The sequence below is a fragment of the Arthrobacter sp. T2-23 genome, from assembly GCF_055398325.1.
This window is the reverse complement of sequence record NZ_AP027917.1, coordinates 948,846-969,432: the sequence shown is the minus strand read 5'-3', so window position 1 is coordinate 969,432 and position 20,587 is coordinate 948,846. Positions and strand designations below refer to the sequence as shown.

Below are 20,587 nucleotides of genomic sequence, written 5' to 3'. Positions count from 1 at the left end.
AGCCTTCGGACGTCCCCGAAGCTGTCGTCGACGTCTCCGCCCTGGAAGTTGCCGTGCTGGACTCTGCAGCCGCCGAGGCAGCCGCAGCAGACGACTCCTCCCTGTCCGTGGACGCCGCCCTGTCCGCCGACGACGCCGACGACGCCGAATCCGCCCCCGACGGCGCCGCACCGGCGGCGCCCGCCACCGGCACCATGTCCGCCGAACGCCTCGCCACCAAGGCCCTGGAACAACGGCTGCTGGGCGGCGAACGCAAGCTGCGCCGCCGCGAGGTGGCCGCCGGAGCCGGACTCTCGCTGCTGTCCGCCCGGAAACTCTGGCGCGCCCTGGGCTTCCCCAACCTGGGCGACGAGGACGTGGCGTTCACCGAAAGGGACCAGGCAGCCCTGAGCACGGTGGTGGACCTGGTCCGCGCCGGCAAGCTCACCGAGGAAGCGGCCATCTCGGTCACCCGCGCCATCGGCCAGATGACGGACCGCATGGTGGTCTGGCAGATCGAGGCCCTCGTCGAGGACATGGTCCACCAGCAGGGGGTCACCGACGCCGTGGCCCGCAAGCGGCTGGTCGCCGAGCTGCCGTCCCTCGTGGACGCGCTCGAGGAAATGCTGGTCTACTCCTGGCGCCGCCAGCTCAACGCCGGCGTGCAGCGGCTCGCCGTCCGTGCCGAGGCGGGCCTCGCCTCCAGCGAGGAGGGCCGCGAAGGGGACGAGGACGACGCGCCGCTGCCGCTCGCCCGCGCCGTGGGCTTCGCGGACCTGGTCTCCTACACCAGCCTTTCCCGCCGGATGAACGAAAAGACACTCGCCCAGCTGGTGCAGCGCTTCGAAAACAAGTGCGCCGAAATCATCTCCGTCGGCGGTGGGCGCCTGGTGAAGACGGTGGGCGACGAAGTGCTCTACATTGCCGAGACCCCCGCGGCCGGGGCCGAGATCTCGCTGGCCCTCGCCCAGGCGTTCAACGAGGACGAGATCCTGCCGCAGGCCCGCGTCGCGATGGTCTGGGGCCGCATCCTCTCCCGGCTGGGCGATATCTACGGTCCCACCGTGAACCTGGCCGCCAGGCTCACGGCGCTGGCCGACCCCGGCACGGTGCTGGTGGACTCCATGACGGCCGCCGCGCTGGAACACGACGAACGCTTTGTGCTGCTTCCACGGGACGCCGAGAACGTGCGCGGATTCGGCGAGATCCACCCCGTGGAGCTGCAGCGCGGCAGCGGAAAGGGCCTGGTCCTGGACTAGGGCGGTTCCACACCGTGGTGACCCTGCGGCGCGCAACCCGCCGTGGAAGCTCAGAACCCGGTACTATCCCGGTAGCGCGTTCCGCGTGGAGGCCCTCCGCGCCGCACCGGCGCACGGGGAACCCACCCACGCACCCCCGGGTTCACCGTGCACTTCGGTGGCCGTTCCTTCGACCTAGGACAGGCATGACATCCCAACCGTCTTCCGTTCCTCCAGCCGGTGCTGCAGCTCCATCCGGAACTGCGCCTAACGGTGCCCCCAGCCTCCGGCTCAACTCCGGCTACGGCACGGATCGCGGCCTGCGCCGTGAGATGAACGAGGATTCCTTCATCGCCGTAGACCCGGTCTTCGCCGTCGCCGACGGCATGGGCGGCCACGAGGCCGGCGAGATCGCCAGCGGCATTTGCGTGCGCACCCTCGCCGAAGTTCCCCAGCTCGCCACGGGGGAACGGGACGCCACCGCGGCGATCGTCCAGCAGGCCCTGCAGCAAGCCGACGCGGACATCCGCGAGGCGACCGGCTCCCGCGCTGGAACGACTCTTTCCGGCGTCGTCGTGGTGGAACAGGCCGGCATCCCGTACTGGCTGGTGCTGAACATCGGCGACTCACGCACCTACCGGCTCAGCCGGGGCAGGCTCAGCCAGATCAGCGTGGACCACTCCGAGGTGCAGGAACTGGTGGACGCCGGCGAGATCACCCCGGCCGAGGCTGCAGTCTATCCGCGCCGCAACGTCGTGACCCGCGCGCTTGGCACCGGCGACGAGACGGAAGCCGACTACTGGCTGGTGCCGGTCGAGGAAGGCGACCGCATCCTGGTCTGCTCGGACGGGCTCAACGGCGAGCTCGACGACGAGCACATCGCCCGGATCCTGGTCTCCGAGCCGGACCCGCAGGCCGCCGTGGACCAGCTGATCCAGGCAGCCCTGCGCAGCGGCGGTCGCGACAACGTGACCTGCATCGTGGTGGACGCGAGCAACGTCGCCGGGGGAGCCCCGGGCGAGGAGCCCCACGGCGCCCGCTGACCGCCGCGCCGTCGTCAGCTATACGCCGGGAACCTGTGGTTTAAGGGGAGCGGTTCAGCGGGCCCCGGCGTAGAGTGCGGGTATCACGTCCGGCACAGATCCCTGCCGGTGCCGGCGCGAGCATTCGACCGCGCAACCACCGAAGGAGACGCCGCATGAAGGCATGGCAGTTCACCGGCACCAACAATCCGCTGGAGCTCAACGAGGTCCCGGAACCGCACGCGGGGCCGGGACAGGTCGTCGTCGACGTCAAGGCCGCGGGCGTCTGCCACTCGGACGTCACCGCGCTCGACGACGCAGGCTGGATGCCGCTCTTCCCGCACCTCCCGCGCACCATGGGGCACGAGAACGCCGGGGTCATTACCGAGGTCGGCGAAGGGATGGAGCAGTGGGCGGTCGGCGACCGGGTGGGGCTCGCCCCAGTGATGGCCGACGGCGATGCCATCGGCTATGGCAAATGGGACGGCGGCTTCGGACCGAGGCTGCTGGCAACCTCTGACAACCTCGTCAGGCTTCCGGACGAGGTGCCGTTCGACCTCGGCGCGATGGCGACCGATGCCGGCCTGACGGCCTACCACGCCATCATGGCGGTCGGCGGGGCCACAGCGGGGATGAAGGTGGGCGTGATCGGGCTCGGCGGACTCGGGTACATCGGCGCGCGCGTGGCCGTGTTGTCCGGCGCGGAGGTCTACGGCGCCGAGGTCAATCCCGAAACGCAGAAACTCGCCGACGAGATCGGACTGGCCGGCGTCGCGGACTCGATCGAGGCGTTTAAGGACAAGAACCTCGACCTGATCGTGGACTACGCAGGCTTCGGGAGCACGACGGCCGCAGCCGTCGAGACGCTCGCCGAATTCGGCACCCTGGTGCAGGTCGGCATGGGCCGGCTCGAGGCAACCATCAACACCTACCCCCTCATCATCAAGCAGCTCTCGATCAAGGGCTCAAAGTCCGGCACCAAGGAAGACCTCGCAGGCATCTACGACCTGATGAAGTCCGGCCAGCTGAACCCGCCGATGAACCTCATCAGGCACGCGGACATCCCCGGCGCGATCGACAAGCTGCGCGCCGGCGGCGTGGTGGGACGCTTCATCGCCATCTACGAGTAGGCCGCCGATGACCGGACAACGCCGGTGATCTAGGGCAGGATAGGTCTGTGAGTACAGGGAAGACTGCAACAGAAACCGACACCCACAGCCCTGACGGGGAACTGGTCCCGTCCGAGGCCGTGCGCGAAGAGTACGAGGAACTGGTCGAGCAAGTCCGCAAGCACCGCTTCGCGTACTACCAGGAGGACGCCCCGATCATCTCCGACGCCGAGTTCGACGAGCTCTTCCGGCGGCTGGAGACCATCGAGGCCATGCACCCCGAACTGGTGGCCAACGATTCCCCCACCCAGGAGGTCGGCGGTGAAGTGTCGGCTGCCTTCGCCGCCGTCGAGCACCTGACCCGGATGTACAGCCTGGAGGACGTGTTCTCGCTCGAGGAACTGGAGGCCTGGATCCTCAAAGCCGAGGCCGGCATCGCCAAGCTCGGCAACGGCGGCACCCCGCCGTCGTGGCTCACAGAACTCAAGATCGACGGACTGGCCGTCAACCTGCTTTACCGCGACGGCGTCCTGGTCCGGGCGGCCACCCGCGGAGACGGCTTCACCGGGGAGGACATCACCCACAACGTCCTGACCATCAAGGAAATACCGCAGCAGCTCAAAGGCGGCAACTTCCCGGCCGAAATGGAAATCCGCGGCGAGGTCTTTATCCCGTCCAAGGCGTTCGCGGAGTTCAATGAGGCGCTGATCGCGGCCGGCAAGGCGCCGCTGGCCAACCCGCGCAACGCCGCCGCGGGCTCGCTGCGCCAAAAGGACCCGGCGGAGACCGCCAAGCGGCCGCTGAAGATGTACGTGCACGGCATCGGCGCCCGCGAAGGCCTCGAGACCGGCAGCCAGTCGGACACCTACCGCCAGCTCGCCGACTGGGGCCTGCCCACGAGCCCCTACTTCGAGGTACTCCCCGGCCTGAAAGAGGTGCTGGACTTCATCCGGCGCTACGGCGACAAGCGGCACAGCCTGAGCCACGAGATCGACGGCATCGTGGTCAAGGTGGACGACTTCGCCACCCAGCGGGCCCTCGGCTACACCTCCCGCGTGCCGCGCTGGGCCGTGGCCTACAAGTACCCGCCGGAAGAGGTCAACACCAAGCTGCTGGACATCGCCGTCAACGTCGGCCGCACCGGCCGCGTCACCCCGTACGGCGTGATGGTGCCGGTCAAGGTGGCCGGATCCACGGTAGAGATGGCCACCCTGCACAACCAGGAGGTCGTCAAGGCCAAGGGCGTCAAGATCGGCGACATCGTAGTGCTCCGCAAGGCCGGGGACGTCATCCCGGAAATCGTCGGACCCGTGCTGGCCCTCCGGGACGCCCAGGATCCGCCGGTGCGCGACTTCGTGATGCCCACCGAATGCCCCGCCTGCGGCACCCCGCTGGCGCCGGCCAAGGAGGGCGACGTCGACATCCGCTGCCCCAATGCCCGGTCCTGCCCGGCGCAGCTGCGCGAACGCGTCTTCCACCTCGCCGGCCGCGGCGCCTTCGACATCGAGGCGCTCGGCTGGGAAGCAGCCATCGCCCTGACCCAGCCGGCCGAGCCCGCCGTCGCGCCGCTCACCACCGAGGCGACGTTGTTCAGGCTCAAGCCGGAGGACCTCGCCGGCGTCCGGATCCGCCGCGAAAAGCGGTCCAAGGGCGTGGCGACCGGCGAGTTCGAACTCGTGCCGTACTTCTACACCAAGGGCACCGCCAAGAGCCCGTCCAAGCCGACCGCCACCACGGAGAAGCTCTTCAGTGAGCTTGAAAAGGCCAAGACCCAGCCGCTCTGGCGCGTCCTCGTCGCGCTGTCCATCCGGCACGTGGGGCCACGGGCGTCACGCGCCCTGGCCACCGCTTTCGGGACCATGGACGCCATCCGGCAGGCCTCGGAGGAGGAGCTCGCCGGCGTCGACGGTGTGGGCCCGGTGATTGCCGTGGCGCTCAAGGAATGGTTCGCCGAGGACTGGCACCGCGACATCGTGGACAGCTGGGCGGCCGACGGCGTCCGGATGGAGGACGAGCGCGATGAGTCCACCCCGCGGACCCTCGAGGGCCTGACCGTGGTGGTTACCGGCAGCCTTGAAGGTTTCAGCCGGGACGAAGCCAAGGAAGCGATCCTGGTCCGCGGCGGCAAGGCGGCCGGCTCCGTTTCCAAGAACACGAGTTACGTCGTGGCCGGCGAAAACGCGGGCACCAAGCTGGACAAAGCCGAGCAGTTGGGCCTGCCCGTGCTGGATGAGGACGGCTTCCGCGCGCTACTCGCGCACGGGCCGGCCGGCCTCGACGGCGCCGTCGCCGCCGACGCCGAGGACGGCGAGGACCACCAGGAGGCGGCCGAGTGACCTCCGGACCAGCCGAATTCCCGGAGGCATCCGCATTCCTTGAGCTGGCCCGGGAGGCCGCCGCCGCCGGTGCCGCGGTGTTGGCCGGCCGCAGCGCCGGCGCCCTGGACGTCAGCAACAAGGGCGATTCGGGGGACTGGGTGACGGCCTTCGATCTTGCGGCGGAGGCCGCCGTCCGCGAGGTCATCACCCGCGCCCGGCCCGAGGACACGATCACCGGGGAGGAGGGCGGCACCGCGCTGCCCGAGACCGTCAGCGGCTTCCGCTGGTCGGTTGACCCGCTCGACGGGACGACCAACTTCATCCGCAACATCGTCTACTACGGCACCTCGGTGGCGGTGGCCGGCCCGGACGGCGCGTGGCTGGCCGGCGTCGTCCATGCCCCGGCGCTGGGACGGGTCTACTACGCCTCGCGCGGCCACGGCGCCTGGGTTGAGGACAACGGGCGGCGCACGCCGCTCAACGGCCCGGTGCCCGGCCGGACCGGGCAGATCCTGGCGACGGGCTTCAGCTACGACCCGTCCGTCCGCGCTGAGCAGGCGTCCGGGCTGGCCGGACTGATGGACGGGTTCGCGGACGTCCGCCGGCTCGGATCGGCGGCGCTGGACCTCTGCCTCGTGGCCGACGGCACCCACGACGCCTACGGCGAACGCGGCCTCAACGAACACGACTTCGCCGCCGGTGCCCTGATCGCGGAGGAGGCCGGCTGCTGGGTGCGGCGTCCCAGGCTCACCAGCGTGCTCGACGGCGGCCCCTCCGACGAGGAGCGGCTCGCGGCCTGGACCTGCGCGGGACCCCTGGAGCTCTCCGGCAAGTTCCCGCTCTGATAGTTCGATCACGGAAACCCCCCTGTGGCGGAGGGCCGCCGCCGGCGCCCGTACCATAGACAGGTGCATTCGCAGATCCTCATTCGTCCCGCCGTCCCGGCCGACTACGACGCCGTCGCCCGCATCACCCGGGACGCCTACCTGGCCGCGGGCCACTTCGAGGACCCGGACCACCCCTATATGCAGCAAATCCAGCAGGTCGCCCGGCGGCACGAGAACGCGACCATCTGGGTGGCCGAACGTGCCGGCCAGGTTGTTGGTTCCGTGACCCTCGCCGTCGCGGGGGAGCCCTACGCGGACATCGCCCGGCCCGACGAGCTGGAATTCCGGATGCTCGTGGTGCACCCGGCGGTCCAGCGCAGCGGCGCCGGCAAGGCCATGGTGCAGGCCATCATCGAACACGCCAGGTCGCTGCCCGGCATCACGGGCGTGGCCCTGACCACCGGGATGACCTGGGAAAGCGCCCACGGACTGTACCGGAAGACCGGCTTCCAGCGCGTTCCCGAACGCGACTGGTTCGTGCCGGACACCGACATCAAACTCCTGGTCTACCGACTGGACCTCTAGTACCCGCGTTGTTTGTCGTTGTCCCTCTCGGCGCCGGACGGTGACAACCGTTCAACCCACGTAGACTGGGACGGAAAATAATCCGAACCTTGCAGGGGAGATCCATGGCTGCGATCAACCGCGACGACGTCGCGCATCTCGCGCGTCTCGCGCACATCGAGATGAGTGCTGAAGAGCTGGACAGGATGGCCGGCGAACTCGCCGTCATCGTGGAGTCGGTTAAGTCCGTTAGTGAAGCCGCCGGTGATGACGTCCCGGCCACGTCGCACCCGATCCCGCTGACGAACGTGTTCCGCGAGGACGTGGTGGGCCACACCTTCACGGCCGAGCAGGCACTCTCCGGAGCCCCCGACGCGTATGAGGGCCGCTTCAAGGTCCCGGCAATCCTGGATGAGGACTAAGACCCATGACTGAGAACACAGAACTGATCCGCCTCTCCGCCGCCGCGCTCGCCGAGAAGCTCGCCGCCCGCGAGGTCACCGCCGTCGAGGTCACCCAGGCGTACCTGGACCGGATTGCCGCAGTCGACGGCAAGGTCAACGCCTTCCTGCACGTCAACGCCGAGGAAGCCCTCGCCGTCGCCGCGGAGGTGGACGCCATCCGCGCAGCGGGAGGCGCCGCCGCCAGGGAACTCCATGTGCTCGCCGGCGTCCCGATCGCCGTCAAGGACCTCATCGTCACGATCGGCCAGCCGACCACGGCCGGCTCCAAAATCCTCGAAGGCTGGCACAGCCCCTACGACGCCACCGTGGTGGAGCGCCTCCGCGCCGCCAAGATGCCGATCCTGGGCAAGACCAACCTGGACGAATTCGCCATGGGCTCTTCCACTGAGCACTCCGCGTTCGGGCCCACCCACAACCCGTGGGACCTGGACCGCATCCCCGGCGGCTCGGGCGGCGGCTCGGCTGCCGCCGTCGCGGCCTTCGAAGCCCCGCTGGCCCTCGGCACGGACACCGGCGGTTCCATCCGCCAGCCCGGCGCCGTCACCGGCACGGTCGGCGTCAAGCCAACCTACGGCGGCGTCTCCCGCTACGGCGCCATCGCCATGGCCTCCTCGCTGGACCAGATCGGCCCGGTCTCCCGCACCGTGCTGGACTCGGCCCTGCTGCACCAGGTGATCGGCGGCCACGACCCGCGCGACTCCACCTCGCTACCGGACCCGCTCGAGGACCTCGTGGCCGCGGCCCGCACCGGCAACGTCGAGGGCATGAAGATCGGCATCATCAAGGAACTCCACGGCGAGGGCTACCAGGCCGGCGTCGAAAACCGCTTCAACGAGGCCCTGGAACTGCTCAAGGGCGCCGGCGCCGAGATCGTCGAGGTCTCCTGCCCCAACTTCAAGTACGCCCTCGGCGCGTACTACCTGATCATGCCCTCGGAGGCCTCCTCCAACCTGGCCAAGTTCGACGGCGTCCGGTTCGGCCTGCGGGTGCTGCCCGAAGAGGGCCCGCTGACGATCGAACGCGTGATGGGCGCCACCCGCGCCGCGGGCTTCGGCGACGAGGTCAAGCGCCGCATCATCCTGGGCACCTACGCCCTGAGCGCCGGCTACTACGACGCCTACTACGGCTCGGCCCAGAAGGTGCGCACCCTGATCCAGCGCGACTTCGACGCCGCGTTCGCCCAGGCCGACGTGCTGATCTCCCCGACGGCCCCGACCACGGCGTTCAAGCTCGGCGAGAAGCTGAACGACCCGCTGGCGATGTACCTCAACGACGTCGCCACCATCCCGGCCAACATGGCAGGGGTCCCGGGGCTGTCCCTGCCCGGCGGCCTCGCCGACGAGGACGGCCTGCCGGTGGGCGTCCAGCTGCTGGCCCCGGCCCGCCAGGACGCCCGGCTCTACCGGGTCGGCGCCGTGCTCGAATCGCTGCTCGAGGCGCAGTGGGGCGGACCGCTGCTGGACAAGGCTCCTTCATTGACGGCTCCTTCTTTGACCGATTCCGCACCGGCGGTTGACGCTGCCGCTTCGAGCCACGGAGGTTCACACTAATGACTGACGCAACCCTCAGCTTCGAAGAGGCGATGGAGAAGTACGATCCCGTCCTGGGCTTCGAGGTCCACGTGGAGCTCAACACCAAGACCAAGATGTTCTCCTCCGCGCCGAACGTCTTCGGCGACGAGCCGAACACCAACGTCAACGAGGTGGACCTCGGTATGCCCGGCGTGCTGCCCGTGGTGAACAAGACCGCGATTGAGTCCTCGATCAAGATCGGCCTGGCGCTGAACTGCAAGATCGCCGAGACCTGCCGCTTCGCCCGGAAGAACTACTTCTACCCGGACACCCCGAAGAACTTCCAGACCTCCCAGTACGACGAGCCGATCGCGTACGACGGCTACCTGGACATCGAGCTCTCCGACGGCACCGTGTTCCGCGTCGAGATCGAACGCGCCCACATGGAGGAGGACGCCGGTAAGCTCACCCACATGGGCGGCGCCGCCGGCCGCATCCAGGGCGCGGACTACTCGCTCGTGGACTACAACCGCTCCGGGGTGCCGCTGGTCGAGATCGTCACCAAGCCAATCGAGGGCGCCGGCAGCCGCGCGCCGGAACTGGCCAAGGCCTACGTGGCCGCGGTCCGCGAGATCGTCAAGAACCTCGGCGTCTCCGACGCCAAGATGGAACGCGGCAACGTCCGCTGCGACGCCAACGTCTCGCTCCGCCCGCACGGCCGCGAACGCTTTGGCATCCGCTCCGAGACTAAGAACGTCAACTCACTGCGCGCCGTCGAACACGCCGTCCGCTACGAAATCCAGCGGCATGCCGCCGTGCTGGAGTCCGGCCAGCCGGTCATCCAGGAGACCCGGCACTGGCACGAGGACACCCGCTCCACCACCTCGGGCCGGCCGAAGTCCGACGCGGACGACTACCGCTACTTCCCGGAACCGGACCTGGTCCCCGTGGTCGCCTCCCGCGAGTGGGTCGAAGAGCTCCGGGCCACGCTGCCGGAGCCGCCGGCCGCCCGCCGCAAGCGCCTGCAGGCCGACTGGGGCTACTCGGACCTTGAGTTCCGCGACGTCGTCAACGCCGGCGTGATGGACGAGATCGAGGAAACCATCGCCGCCGGCGCCACCGCCACGGTGGCCCGCAAGTGGTGGATGGGCGAGATCGTCGGACGCGCCAAGAACGCCGACGTCGACCCCGGCCAGCTCGGCGTCGCCCCGGCCACCATCGTGGAACTGAACCAGATGGTCGAGGACGGCAAGATCAACAACAAGATGGCCTCCGAGGTCCTGGACGGCGTGCTCGCCGGCGAGGGCACCCCGGCGGAAATCGTCGCGAAGCGCGGCTTCGCCGTGGTCTCCGACGACGGACCCTTGCTCGAGGCCATCGACGCGGTCCTCGCCGCCCAGCCCGGCGTTGCGGACAAGATCCGTGCCGGCAAGCTGCAGGCGATCGGCGCCATCGTCGGCGGCGTAATGAAGGCCACCCGCGGCCAGGCCGACGCCGGCCGCGTCAAGGAGCTGATCCTCGAGCGTCTGGGCGTCGAAGGCTAGCCCCTGCCCAACTGACTCGCAGATCAGGCCGTTTTGAGCGCTCAAAACGGCCTGATCTGCCAGCTACTTGGGGTCGCCACCCACCAAATCGGTCATGCAACGCTTCGCAGACCATCATGACCGATGTGCGTTTAAGGTTCTCCGGCCGGGCCAGGATGTCGATCCTGCGCCGGGTACTGATCCCCTCCAGCGGCTTCAGCACAATCGACGGGTTCAGCACGGGCCGCGCGGTGTGCCGGGGCAGCAGCCCGATCACACTGCCGGTGGCGACGAGGGCCGCCACCGTGGAGTAGTCGTTGATCCGGTGCACGATGTTCAGCTCGCGGCTGGCCACGGCGGCGACGGCGGAGAGCACGTCCGCGGGGGAGTAGCCGGTGTGGCTGGTCACCCAGGGTTCGCCGACGACGTCGTCCGCGGTCACCGCCCGCTGGCCGGCGAGCCGGTGCCCGGCAGGCAGCGCCACGTCCAGCGGTTCGTGCGCCAGCGGGACCACGGCCACCCGTTCCACCGGCCACCGCGGGCTGTGGTCCATCCGGTGCGCGAGGACCAGGTCATACCGCGCGGTCAGCGCCGGGAAATCCTGCTGTGCCACGTCCTCGTCGGAGAGCTGGATCCGCGGCTGCCCCGGTTCCGCCAGCAGCCGGGCGAGCGGCGCGAACAACGCCTGGCCGGCGCTGTGGAACCCGCTCAGCGTCACAGGCGCCACCGGCGAGCCGTGGTACGCGCCGATCGCCGTCCTCGCATCCGCCATGGCGCTCACGACGGCGGCCCCCGCATCCGCGAGCACCTGCCCCGCCTCGGTGAGGACCAGGTTGCGGCCCTCCTTCCGGGTCAGCGGGACCTCGACGGACCTCTGCAGGGCGGCCAGTTGCTGCGACACCGCAGACGGCGTGACAAGCAGCGTCTCCGCGACGGCCTTGACGCTGCCCAGGGCCCCGAGTTCTCGGAGCATTTCGAGCTGGTGGATTTCCATGCCCCTCATCCTAGAGGTAAGACATTCCTAAATCGTCGATTGAGAAAAACTCGGTTGTGCTAATGCTTTCCGCCCGGTCTAATGAGGTGAGTTGCCCCACACGATTGCCCCGCACTGGTGCGACCCACACAGTAGCAACCCACATAGTTAGGCAGGCCCATGAAGGCTCTCTACAAGTCCGGCGCCCACGCGGGATTCGAGCTCGTCGACCGCCCCGAGCCGGAGACCGGTGCCGGGGACGTCAAGATCCGCGTCGTCACTACCGGAATCTGCGGCACGGACCTGCACATCCAGTCCTGGGACGCCTGGGCCCAAGGGATCATCAACGCCCCGCTGATCGCGGGCCACGAATTCTTCGGTGAAGTCGTGGAGATCGGCGAGGACGTCCTGGACGTCAAGGTCGGCGACCGGGTCTCCGGCGAAGGCCACATCGTCTGCGGAATCTGTCGCAACTGCCGGGCCGGCCGCAAGCAGATGTGCATCAACACCGTCAGCGTCGGCGTCCAGCGCGACGGCGCGTTTGCCGAGTACGTCGTCATCCCGGAAACCAACGTCTGGGTCCACCACGACCCGTCCGTGACCCCGGAGCTCGGCGCGATCTTCGACCCCTTCGGCAACGCCGTCCACACCGCCCTGAGCTTCCCGCTGGTCGGCGAGGACGTGCTGATCACCGGCGCCGGACCCATCGGCCTGATGGCCATCGCCGTCGCCCGCCACGCCGGTGCCCGGAAAATCGCCATCACGGACGTCTCCGCCCCGCGCCTGGAACTGGCGCGCAGCCTCGGCGTCGACCTCGCGATCGACGTCTCCAAGATGCGCGTCAAGGACGCGCAGCGCGAACTGGGCATGCGCGAAGGCTTCGACATCGGCATGGAAATGTCCGGCCACCCCACGGCCCTGCCTGAGATGATCGACAACATGAACCACGGTGGCCGGATCGCGATGCTCGGACTGCCCAGCCAGTCCATCGACATCGACTGGGGCAAGGTCGTCACGCACATGCTGACCATGAAGGGCATCTACGGCCGCGAGATGTTCGAGACCTGGTACGCCATGAGCGCCATGCTGTCCTCCAACCCGGTGCTGCACGCCAACATCTCCGCCGTCGTCACGGACACTCTTCCCGCCTCGGACTGGGAAAAGGGCTTCGAGATCGCCCGCGCCGGCGTGGGCGGCAAGGTCGTGCTCGACTGGACCCGCTTCTAGGCCCCGCCCGTTTTCCGGTACCGTACAAAAATTCACCCCAGCTGAGGAGCGCACCGCACATGTATTCAGCCATCAAGGACCAGCTGCAGCACGAACTCGACGAGATCCGCGCCGCCGGCCTGTTCAAGACCGAGCGGCACATCGACTCGCCGCAGGCCAGTCACATCAAGGCGGGCCAGCTCGGCCAGGGCAGCGCGGACGTGCTGAACTTCTGCGCCAACAACTACCTGGGCCTCGCCGACCACCCGGACATCATCGCCGCCGCCAAGGATGCCATGGACTCCCGCGGCTTCGGCATGGCCAGCGTGCGCTTCATTTGCGGCACCCAGGACCTGCACCTGGCCCTGGAGGAACGCGTCTCGAAGTTCCTTGGCACCGAGGACACCATCCTGTTCTCCAGCTGCTTCGACGCCAACGGCGGCGTCTTCGAGTCACTCTTCGGTCCGGAGGACGCCGTCATCTCGGACGCCCTGAACCACGCCTCGATCATCGACGGCATCCGGCTCTGCAAGGCCCAGCGGTTCCGCTACGCCAACCAGGACATGGCCGACCTCGAGGCCCGGCTGATCGAGGCCACCACCCAGGAAAACCCGGCCCGCCGCAAGATCATCGTCACCGACGGTGTCTTCTCGATGGATGGCTTCCTGGCCCCGCTCGAGGCGATCTGCGACCTCGCGGAGAAGTACGACGCCATGGTCATGGTGGATGACTCGCACGCGGTCGGTTTTATGGGTTCCACCGGAGCCGGTACCCCGGAGCACGCCGGGGTCTCGGACCGGGTGGACATCTACACCGGCACCTTCGGCAAGGCCCTTGGCGGCGCCTCCGGCGGCTATGTCTCCGGCCGGCGCGAGGTCATCGCCATGCTCCGGCAGAAGGCCCGCCCCTACCTGTTCTCCAACTCTCTGGCACCGGCCATTGTCGCCGCCACGCTCAAGGCCCTGGACCTCGTGGAGAACTCGGGCGAACTCCGCAGCAAGCTCTTCGCCAACGCCGAACTCTTCCGCCGCCGGATGGCCGAGGAAGGCTTCGACCTGCTCGAGGGTGAACACGCCATTGTCCCGGTCATGTTCGGCGACGCCGTGATGGCTGCCAAGGTCGCGGACGCGATGCTCGCCAACGGCGTCTTCGTCACGGCCTTCAGCTACCCCGTGGTGCCTAAGGGCGCAGCCCGCATCCGCGTCCAGCTCTCCGCCGCGCACAGCACGGACGACGTCGAGCGCTGCGTCCAGGCCTTTGTCCGCAGCCGCGAGACGGTGGCAGCCGCCGCATAGGGGCCGGAAAGTACTGACGCGACCTCCCGCCGGGTGCAAGGATGGAGGCATGTCAGCTAAATACGATGTTGTGATCGTGGGCGGCGGCATTGCCGGCCTGTCCCTTGCCTCCGCCCTCGCCGGCAAATGCAGCGTGGCCCTGGTCGAAGCCGAGCAGTCGCTGGGCTACCACACCTCCTCGCGCTCGGCCCGGCAGCTGATCCCCAGTTACGGCCCGCCCGTGGTCCAGGAGCTGACCATGCGCACCCTGGAACTCATCGGAACGCACGAGGGCACCCGGCCCGAACCGGTGCTCTCGCCGCGCCGCTTCATGCTGATCGGGGACGAGGAAACCGTCCGGCAGCAGGCCAGCGGCTTTATGCACCTCATCAGCCACGCCGAGGCCCTGGCGATCTGTCCCGCGCTCAAGCCGGACTCCTTCACGGCGGCCGGCCTGGATTCCGGATCCTTTGCCTGCAACGCCTCCCTGCTGCTGGAAGACCACCGGGAGCGGGCCGTCGAAGGCGGCGTGGACATCATCACCGGGGCCCGGGTCCACTCGGCGCAGCGCCTCGGCTCCGGCTGGGAGCTCGGCGCCGGTCAGGAAGGCCTGGAGGCCGCCGTCGTGGTCAATGCCGCCGGCGCCTGGGCCGACGAGTTCGCCGTGCTCAGCGGCGTCGAGAAGCTCGGACTGCAGCCCTACCGGCGCACCGCAGCGATCGTCGACGTCGAACACCCGCTCCCGCAGGGGTGCCCGATGGTGGCGTCGAGCAGCTTCTACTTCCGGCCGGACGGGCGGCGGCAGGTGCTTATTTCGCCGTCCGAAACCGTGCCGAGCGGCCCCGAGGACGCCCAGCCGTACCCCGGCGACGTCGAGGCCCTGATCACCCGGCTCAACAGCGTCACCACGATGGGAATCGGCGGCGTCAGCCGGGCCTGGACCGGGCTGCGGACCGAGGCCGCCGACGGCATCCCCGTGGTGGGGTTCGACGCCGAGGCCGCCGGCTTCTTCTGGCTCGCCGGCCAGGGCGGCTACGGCTTCCAGACCTCCTCCGGCATCGCGGAGCTGGCCTCGGAACTGATCCTCGCCGGGCAGGGCTCCGGCGCGCCGTTCCCGGCCGACAGTCCGGCATCCCGGACAGCCGCAGCACTCGCCGCGACGCGGATGTCGATCCGGGGCTGAAGAATGGACCCATGAGCACCCTGATCACCAACATCGCCGAACTGATGACCCAGGACACGGAGCACCGGGTCCTCAAGGATGCGGCCATCGTGATCGAGGGCGAACGCATCGCCTGGATCGGTGCCGCCGCCGATGCCCCGGCGGCCGACGACGCCGTCGACGCCGCCGGCCGCGCGCTCCTGCCCGGCTGGGTGGATTCGCATACGCACCTGATCTTCGCCGGCGACCGGACCGCGGAGTTCGAGGCCCGGATGGCGGGGGAGGCCTACGGTGCAGGCGGTATCGCGGTCACCACCGGCGCCACCCGGAGCACCGGCGACTTCGACCTGACCAGGCTTGCGCTGGGCCGTGTCGCCGAGGCCGTCGCGCAGGGCACCACCTATTTGGAGACCAAGACCGGCTACGGCCTGGACGTGGACAACGAGGCCCGCAGCGCCCGGATCGCGTCCACCGTCGCGGACGAGGTGACCTACCTCGGCGCGCACCTGGTCCCGGCTGGACTGGACGCAGAGGACTATACCGACCTGGTCTGCGGACCGATGCTTTCCGCCGTCCGGCCGTACGTCCGCTGGGCCGACGTCTTTTGCGAACGGGGCGCTTTTAACGAGGAACAGTCCCGCCGCGTACTCCAGGCCTGCCGGGATGCGGGACTGGGCCTGCGCGTGCACGGCAACCAGTTGGGCGAGGGGCCGGGCGTGCGGCTGGCGGTGGAGTTCGGTGCGGCGAGCGTGGACCACGTCAACTACCTCTCCCGCGCGGACGTCCACGCCCTCGCCGACAGCTGGTCCGGCTGGGAGGCTGCGGCCGGCGTGGGCGAACGGGGCACGGTGGCAACCTGCCTGCCGGCCTGCGACCTGTCCACCCGGCAGCCACTGGCACCCGGCCGTGAACTGCTCGACGCCGGCGTCCAGCTGGCCCTGGCCTCCAACTGCAACCCGGGCACCTCCTACACCAGCTCGATGGCATTCTGCGTCACCACCGCCGTACTGCAGATGCGGCTCAGCGTGCACGAAGCGGTCCGCGCGGCGACCTACGGCGGTGCGCTGGCGCTGGGCCGGGAGACCGGGAACGACGTGAACGGCGAGCGGGCGGTGGGCTCGATCGCCGTGGGTCACCGGGCGGACCTGCACCTGCTCAACGCCCCGTCCGCCACTCACCTCGCGTACCGGCCGGGGATGCCGCTTACCCACGCCGTCTGGCGCGCCGGGGTCCGCGCCCGCTGACGCGCCCGCTGAGCCGCCCGCACAGGAGACCAGGGAGGAACGCCATGGCCGGCTTAGCCAGGGAACTCGCCATCATGATCGATCTGGTGCGGGCCAAGCACGGCGGGGCGCAGGCCCTGGCCCGGCGCCGGGACGCCCGGCTGGCCGCCCTCGTCGCCCACGCCCGCGCCAGCTCGCCGTTCTACCGGGCGCTCTACCGCGGGCTCCCGGCACAGGACGTGCCACTCCGGGACCTGCCACCGGTCACGAAGCCGCAGCTGATGGCGCACTTTGACGACTGGGTCACCGATCCGGCCATCACCCGGGCGGACCTCGAGGCCTTCGTCGCCGACCCTTCCCTGGTCGGCACCCGCTACCGCGGCCGCTATTTCGCCTGCACCAGCTCCGGAACCACGGGCCACCCCGGTTTGTTCGTGCATGACGAGGCCGCGGTCAGCTGCTACCGGGCCCAGGGCGTACGGATCGTCGGGACCGTGCTCGATGGCCGCCGGCTGCTCGCGATGCTGCGGAGGGGAATCCGCGCCGCCGTCGTGGTGGGCACCGGCGGGCACTTCGCCGGGGTCGTCTGGCTCGAGTCCGAGCGGCGCCGCAGCCGGGGCCGCCGTCGCGCCTACCGACTGTTCTCCGTGCAGCAACCGCTCGACCGGCTGGTGGAGGCGCTCAACGCCTTCGACCCCGCCCTCCTGATCTGCTACCCCAGCGCCCTCGAACTGCTGGCCGGGGAACAGGACGCGGGCCGGCTGCACATCCGTCCGGTGATCGTGGAGTCCAGCGGCGAATCCGTCGGGGACCGGGAGCGCCTGGCCGCGGCACTGGGCGGCGCAGTGCACAACGTCTACGCCGCCTCGGAGTTCACCCCGATCGCCCTGGACTGCCCCCGCGGCTGGCTGCACGTCAACAGTGACTGGGTCATCCTCGAGCCGGTCGAGGCGGACTACCGTCCCACACCCGCCGGGCAACCGTCGCACACGGTGCTGCTGACCAACCTCGCCAACCGGGTCCAGCCGCTGATCCGCTACGACCTCGGCGACTCCGTCGTCGCCAAGCCCGGCCCCTGCGAATGCGGCAACCCGCTGCCCGCCATCCGGGTGGCCGGCCGGCACGATGACGTCCTGCACCTGGACAACGGCCGCGGAGCCACGGTGAGCGTGCTGCCGCTGGCCATCACCGCCCCCGTCGACGACGCGCCGGGCGTCCACCGCTGCCAGCTGGTCCAGACCGGCCCAGCGACACTGCGGGTCCGGCTCCAGCCGGAGCCCGGCGCCTCGGCGGACGCGGTGTGGCAGGACGTGGCGGCGAAGCTGGCCGGCTTCCTGGCCGGCCAGGGCTTGGCGAACGTGGAGCTGGTCCGTGCGGAGGAAGCCCCGGAACAGGGCGGCGCCAGCGGAAAGTTCCACCAGGTGATCGCCCTGAAAGAGCCACCCGTCGCTTAGGCGGCCCTGGGCCTAGAAGACCATCGGCGGCGCATCCAGCACGGTCTCGTCCACCTCGCGCTGTTCCCACTGGCTGAACGGCTTGTCCAGCTCGTACTTGCCCTCGGCAGAGCGCAGCAGGGTGCGGATCTCGGCGTTGTCCGGGTTGTTCAGGGACTCGAAGTACTCCACCGACCAGTGGAACCAGCGCATGCAGAACAGCCGCATGGTCATGCCGTGGGTCACGAACAGGGCGTTCGGCGCGTAGTCCGGTTTGGACCAGTGGCGGTACAAGGTCTCCATGAACGAGGAAATCCGGTCGTAGACGTCGGAACCGGACTCGCCCTCGCGGAAGCGGTAGAAGAAGTGCCCGTAGGCGTTGCGGAGCTCCTTCTGGTCTTCGATGTCGCCGGCGATCTGGAAGTTCGCCCAGTCCTGTTCCCGCAGCCGCGGCTCCTCGATCACGCGCTCGGTGAGCGGGCCCAGCCTCAGCGCCTCGAGGGTCTGGTAGGCACGCAGGTAGGGCGAGACGTAGATGCAGACCTGCTGGCCGTCCAGCTGGCGCCGCAGCTGCTCGCCGGCGGCCGTGGCCTGCTCAACGCCGAGCGGGGTCAACGGGATGCGGTAGTCGGGCACCCGGTTGTAGATGGAAGTGTCGGCATTGGCTGCGGACTGGCCATGCCGGACCATGAAGATTCTCCCGGGCGCGCTCACAGCCCCAGCATAGGCACGTGCAGCCAACTTCCGGGAACGGCAGGCAAGATAGAAACATGTTGGTTCCCTCCCGCCGTCGGCTGCGGCTTGAAGTCTGGATTGTCCTGGGGCTGTCCCTCGGACAATCGGCGGTGTACTCGGTGGTGCAGCTGCTGGACAAGATGACCAGGGCGCCGCTGGCGCAGGGGACCTCGACGCTGAACCGCTCGCAGAGCAACCGCGAGTACTTTGACCTGACCTACCAGCTGCTGGACATTATTTTCGCCCTGGTCCCCGTGGTGCTGGTGATCTACTTCCTCACCGAACACCGGCCCGCCGACCCGGCCGGCGGCACTTTCAGAGGCAGCACCGGCACCTCGGCGTTCCGGAAACTGGGGTTCAACTTCGCCCGGCCCGGCAAGGACCTGCTCCAGGGCCTGGGCCTGGCCGCGCTGATCGGGATCCCGTCGCTGGGCCTCTACGCGGCCGGCCGGGCGCTGGGGATTACGACGGCGATCATCCCCAGTGCGCTGGACTCCTACTGGTGGACGGTGCCGGTCCTCATCCTGTCCGCGATCCGGCACGGGATCGTGGAGGAAGTGATTGTGGTGGGCTACCTGCTTGACCGGTTGGGCAAGTTCGGCTGGGGCATGCCGCTGGCCATCTTCGCCAGTTCCATGCTGCGCGGCAGCTACCACCTGTACCAGGGCTTCGGACCCTTCATCGGCAACGCCATCATGGGCGTCATCTTCGCGCTCATCTATACAAGGACGCGCCGGGTGATGCCCCTGGTGATCGCACATGCGCTGCTGGACATCGTTGCGTTCGTCGGCTTCAGCCTGTTCGGCAAGGCGATCGGCCTGGGCTAGCGCCGCACGAGGCAACGCGGGGCCAGCCCGGGGCGCCGCAAGCCGAATGACTTATTTCGACACGGGACTCTCCCTACGGCGGACGGGTCCGTAACATTGGAGCTATTACAGGCCCCGGCTTGCCAAACCCGCTGCAAAGGACTATGCGAAGTTGACGCTCGAATCATTGCCCGTGTTGGATTTCTCCCGCCTGAACGCAGGCCCTGAAGAGGCCTCCCGGTTCCGGGACGAGTTGCGCGACGCCATGCGGGAGGTCGGCTTCATCTACCTGGCCGGCCACGGCATCCCGCCGGAGCTCACCGACGCCATGCTTGACGTCTCCCGCCGCTTCTTCGAACTGCCCGAAGACCAGAAGCTCGCGATCGAGAACGTCCGCAGCCCGCAGTTCCGCGGCTACACCCGCGTGGGCGGCGAAATTACGGACGGCGCGGTGGACTGGCGTGAGCAGATCGACATCGGCGTCGAGCGCGCCGCCGTGGAGCCCGGACCCGGCGTCGCCGACTACTGGCGGCTGGAGGGACCCAACCTCTGGCCGGAGGCGCTGCCCGAGATGCGCGGAATCGTCTCCGAATGGACCGAGCGGCTCAGCGCCATCTCCCTGGACCTGCTGCGGGCCCTCGCCGTGTCCCTCGGGGCGCCCGAGGATACCTTCGATGCCGCGTTCGCCGCGCGGGCCTTCCCGCTGCTCAAGATCGTGCGGTATCCGGGGGAGTCCGATCCGGAACCCAAGCAGGGCGTCGGATCCCACCGTGACGGCGGCGTCCTGACCCTTCTCCTGGTCGAGCCCGGCAAGGGCGGACTCCAAGTCGAGTACCAGGGGAACTGGATCGACGCGCCCCAGGTACCCGGGACCTTCGTGGTCAACATCGGCGAAATGCTTGAGTTGGCCACCGACGGCTACCTGAAGGCAACCCTGCACCGGGTGATCTCACCCCTGCGCGGCACGGACCGGATTTCCCTTCCGTTCTTCTACAACCCGGCGCTGGATGCGACCATGCCCCGGCTCGCCGTGAGCCCGGAGTTCCGGGCCAAGGCCCGCGGGCTGTCGGTCGACCCGAGCAACAGCCCGATCCTGGAGACCTACGGGGACAACGCCCTGCGCTACCGGCTGCGCGCCCACCCCAACGTCGTCGAAGCCCACCACCCGGACCTGCTCGGGGGCTGAGGGGGGGGCACCCCGTATGGGCGCCCGGAGGCCG

The 20,587-nt window shown here is 69.1% G+C and carries 18 protein-coding genes; 16 read left to right on the top strand and 2 right to left on the bottom strand.

Features of this window, described 5'->3' with window-relative positions:
• Positions 1 to 101 precede the first annotated feature (101 nt).
• The 9 genes from ACZ5Z0_RS04510 (at position 102) to gatB (ending at position 10,576) form a co-directional block, all read left to right on the top strand.
• Positions 102 to 1,238 (top strand): adenylate/guanylate cyclase domain-containing protein, encoded by a 1,137-nt coding sequence (locus ACZ5Z0_RS04510; protein WP_464110711.1) that lies wholly within the window; start codon positions 102 to 104, stop codon positions 1,236 to 1,238.
• Positions 1,239 to 1,423: 185 nt separating this feature from the next.
• Positions 1,424 to 2,260, top strand: coding sequence for a PP2C family protein-serine/threonine phosphatase (locus ACZ5Z0_RS04505; RefSeq protein WP_464110068.1), 837 nt, complete (start codon positions 1,424 to 1,426; stop codon positions 2,258 to 2,260).
• 155 nt (positions 2,261 to 2,415) lie between these two features.
• The gene (locus ACZ5Z0_RS04500; protein ID WP_464110067.1) at positions 2,416 to 3,369 is read left to right on the top strand and encodes a zinc-binding dehydrogenase; all 954 of its coding nucleotides are present in this window, start codon (positions 2,416 to 2,418) and stop codon (positions 3,367 to 3,369) included.
• A 47-nt stretch (positions 3,370 to 3,416) separates the two neighbouring features.
• Positions 3,417 to 5,684, top strand: a complete 2,268-nt coding sequence (gene ligA, locus ACZ5Z0_RS04495; RefSeq protein WP_464110066.1) for an NAD-dependent DNA ligase LigA — start codon at positions 3,417 to 3,419, stop codon at positions 5,682 to 5,684.
• The gene (locus ACZ5Z0_RS04490; RefSeq protein WP_464110065.1) at positions 5,681 to 6,511 is read left to right on the top strand and encodes an inositol monophosphatase family protein; all 831 of its coding nucleotides are present in this window, start codon (positions 5,681 to 5,683) and stop codon (positions 6,509 to 6,511) included. The genes ligA and ACZ5Z0_RS04490 overlap by 4 nt, the downstream gene beginning before the upstream one ends.
• A gap of 63 nt (positions 6,512 to 6,574) precedes the next feature.
• Positions 6,575 to 7,078: a GNAT family N-acetyltransferase gene (locus ACZ5Z0_RS04485; protein WP_464110064.1), complete on the top strand. Its 504-nt coding sequence runs from the start codon at positions 6,575 to 6,577 to the stop codon at positions 7,076 to 7,078.
• A gap of 104 nt (positions 7,079 to 7,182) precedes the next feature.
• A complete protein-coding gene (gene gatC / locus ACZ5Z0_RS04480; protein ID WP_138769869.1) occupies positions 7,183 to 7,479 on the top strand; it encodes an Asp-tRNA(Asn)/Glu-tRNA(Gln) amidotransferase subunit GatC in 297 nt (98 codons plus the stop codon).
• Positions 7,480 to 7,484: 5 nt separating this feature from the next.
• Complete coding sequence (gatA, locus tag ACZ5Z0_RS04475; protein WP_464110063.1) at positions 7,485 to 9,071, top strand: Asp-tRNA(Asn)/Glu-tRNA(Gln) amidotransferase subunit GatA; 1,587 nt, start codon at positions 7,485 to 7,487, stop codon at positions 9,069 to 9,071.
• Positions 9,071 to 10,576 (top strand): Asp-tRNA(Asn)/Glu-tRNA(Gln) amidotransferase subunit GatB, encoded by a 1,506-nt coding sequence (gene gatB, locus ACZ5Z0_RS04470; protein ID WP_464110062.1) that lies wholly within the window; start codon positions 9,071 to 9,073, stop codon positions 10,574 to 10,576. The genes gatA and gatB overlap by 1 nt, the downstream gene beginning before the upstream one ends.
• Here gatB and ACZ5Z0_RS04465 read toward each other — a convergent pair.
• Positions 10,536 to 11,549 (bottom strand): LysR family transcriptional regulator, encoded by a 1,014-nt coding sequence (locus ACZ5Z0_RS04465; protein WP_464110061.1) that lies wholly within the window; start codon positions 11,547 to 11,549, stop codon positions 10,536 to 10,538. The two genes, gatB and ACZ5Z0_RS04465, sit on opposite strands and share 41 nt — an antisense overlap.
• 159 nt (positions 11,550 to 11,708) lie before the next feature.
• Between ACZ5Z0_RS04465 and tdh the strand changes: the two genes are divergently transcribed.
• The 5 genes from tdh to ACZ5Z0_RS04440 are packed head-to-tail and all read left to right on the top strand — an operon-like array spanning position 11,709 to position 17,847.
• A complete protein-coding gene (gene tdh, locus ACZ5Z0_RS04460; protein WP_464110060.1) occupies positions 11,709 to 12,755 on the top strand; it encodes an L-threonine 3-dehydrogenase in 1,047 nt (348 codons plus the stop codon).
• A gap of 59 nt (positions 12,756 to 12,814) precedes the next feature.
• Positions 12,815 to 14,029 (top strand): glycine C-acetyltransferase, encoded by a 1,215-nt coding sequence (locus ACZ5Z0_RS04455; protein WP_464110059.1) that lies wholly within the window; start codon positions 12,815 to 12,817, stop codon positions 14,027 to 14,029.
• A 49-nt stretch (positions 14,030 to 14,078) separates the two neighbouring features.
• Positions 14,079 to 15,191, top strand: coding sequence for an NAD(P)/FAD-dependent oxidoreductase (locus tag ACZ5Z0_RS04450; protein WP_464110058.1), 1,113 nt, complete (start codon positions 14,079 to 14,081; stop codon positions 15,189 to 15,191).
• 11 nt (positions 15,192 to 15,202) lie between these two features.
• Entirely contained in the window at positions 15,203 to 16,414 is a 1,212-nt protein-coding gene (gene hutI, locus ACZ5Z0_RS04445) for an imidazolonepropionase (RefSeq protein WP_464110057.1), read from the top strand.
• Between the two features lie 44 nt (positions 16,415 to 16,458).
• The gene (locus ACZ5Z0_RS04440; protein WP_464110056.1) at positions 16,459 to 17,847 is read left to right on the top strand and encodes a phenylacetate--CoA ligase family protein; all 1,389 of its coding nucleotides are present in this window, start codon (positions 16,459 to 16,461) and stop codon (positions 17,845 to 17,847) included.
• Between the two features lie 12 nt (positions 17,848 to 17,859).
• On the opposite strand, the gene ACZ5Z0_RS04435 is transcribed toward ACZ5Z0_RS04440, so the two are convergent.
• Entirely contained in the window at positions 17,860 to 18,516 is a 657-nt protein-coding gene (locus ACZ5Z0_RS04435) for a histidine phosphatase family protein (protein WP_464110710.1), read from the bottom strand.
• Positions 18,517 to 18,596: 80 nt separating this feature from the next.
• Between ACZ5Z0_RS04435 and ACZ5Z0_RS04430 the strand changes: the two genes are divergently transcribed.
• Positions 18,597 to 19,388, top strand: a complete 792-nt coding sequence (locus ACZ5Z0_RS04430; protein ID WP_464110055.1) for a CPBP family intramembrane glutamic endopeptidase — start codon at positions 18,597 to 18,599, stop codon at positions 19,386 to 19,388.
• A 151-nt stretch (positions 19,389 to 19,539) separates the two neighbouring features.
• Positions 19,540 to 20,553 (top strand): isopenicillin N synthase family dioxygenase, encoded by a 1,014-nt coding sequence (locus ACZ5Z0_RS04425; RefSeq protein WP_464110054.1) that lies wholly within the window; start codon positions 19,540 to 19,542, stop codon positions 20,551 to 20,553.
• The last annotated feature ends 34 nt before the right edge of the window (positions 20,554 to 20,587 follow it).

Excerpts from the sequence above, each read along its gene's own strand:
- ACZ5Z0_RS04455 (WP_464110059.1), top strand. The coding sequence starts at position 12,815 with ATGTATTCAGCCATCAAGGACCAGCTGCAGCACGAACTCGACGAGATC.
- hutI (WP_464110057.1), top strand. The coding sequence starts at position 15,203 with ATGAGCACCCTGATCACCAACATCGCCGAACTGATGACCCAGGACACG.
- ACZ5Z0_RS04465 (WP_464110061.1), bottom strand. The coding sequence starts at position 11,549 with ATGGAAATCCACCAGCTCGAAATGCTCCGAGAACTCGGGGCCCTGGGC.
- gatB (WP_464110062.1), top strand. The coding sequence starts at position 9,071 with ATGACTGACGCAACCCTCAGCTTCGAAGAGGCGATGGAGAAGTACGAT.
- tdh (WP_464110060.1), top strand. The coding sequence starts at position 11,709 with ATGAAGGCTCTCTACAAGTCCGGCGCCCACGCGGGATTCGAGCTCGTC.
- ACZ5Z0_RS04430 (WP_464110055.1), top strand. The coding sequence starts at position 18,597 with ATGTTGGTTCCCTCCCGCCGTCGGCTGCGGCTTGAAGTCTGGATTGTC.
- gatC (WP_138769869.1), top strand. The coding sequence starts at position 7,183 with ATGGCTGCGATCAACCGCGACGACGTCGCGCATCTCGCGCGTCTCGCG.
- ACZ5Z0_RS04435 (WP_464110710.1), bottom strand. The coding sequence starts at position 18,516 with ATGGTCCGGCATGGCCAGTCCGCAGCCAATGCCGACACTTCCATCTAC.
- gatA (WP_464110063.1), top strand. The coding sequence starts at position 7,485 with ATGACTGAGAACACAGAACTGATCCGCCTCTCCGCCGCCGCGCTCGCC.
- ACZ5Z0_RS04450 (WP_464110058.1), top strand. The coding sequence starts at position 14,079 with ATGTCAGCTAAATACGATGTTGTGATCGTGGGCGGCGGCATTGCCGGC.
- ACZ5Z0_RS04505 (WP_464110068.1), top strand. The coding sequence starts at position 1,424 with ATGACATCCCAACCGTCTTCCGTTCCTCCAGCCGGTGCTGCAGCTCCA.
- ACZ5Z0_RS04440 (WP_464110056.1), top strand. The coding sequence starts at position 16,459 with ATGGCCGGCTTAGCCAGGGAACTCGCCATCATGATCGATCTGGTGCGG.
- ACZ5Z0_RS04500 (WP_464110067.1), top strand. The coding sequence starts at position 2,416 with ATGAAGGCATGGCAGTTCACCGGCACCAACAATCCGCTGGAGCTCAAC.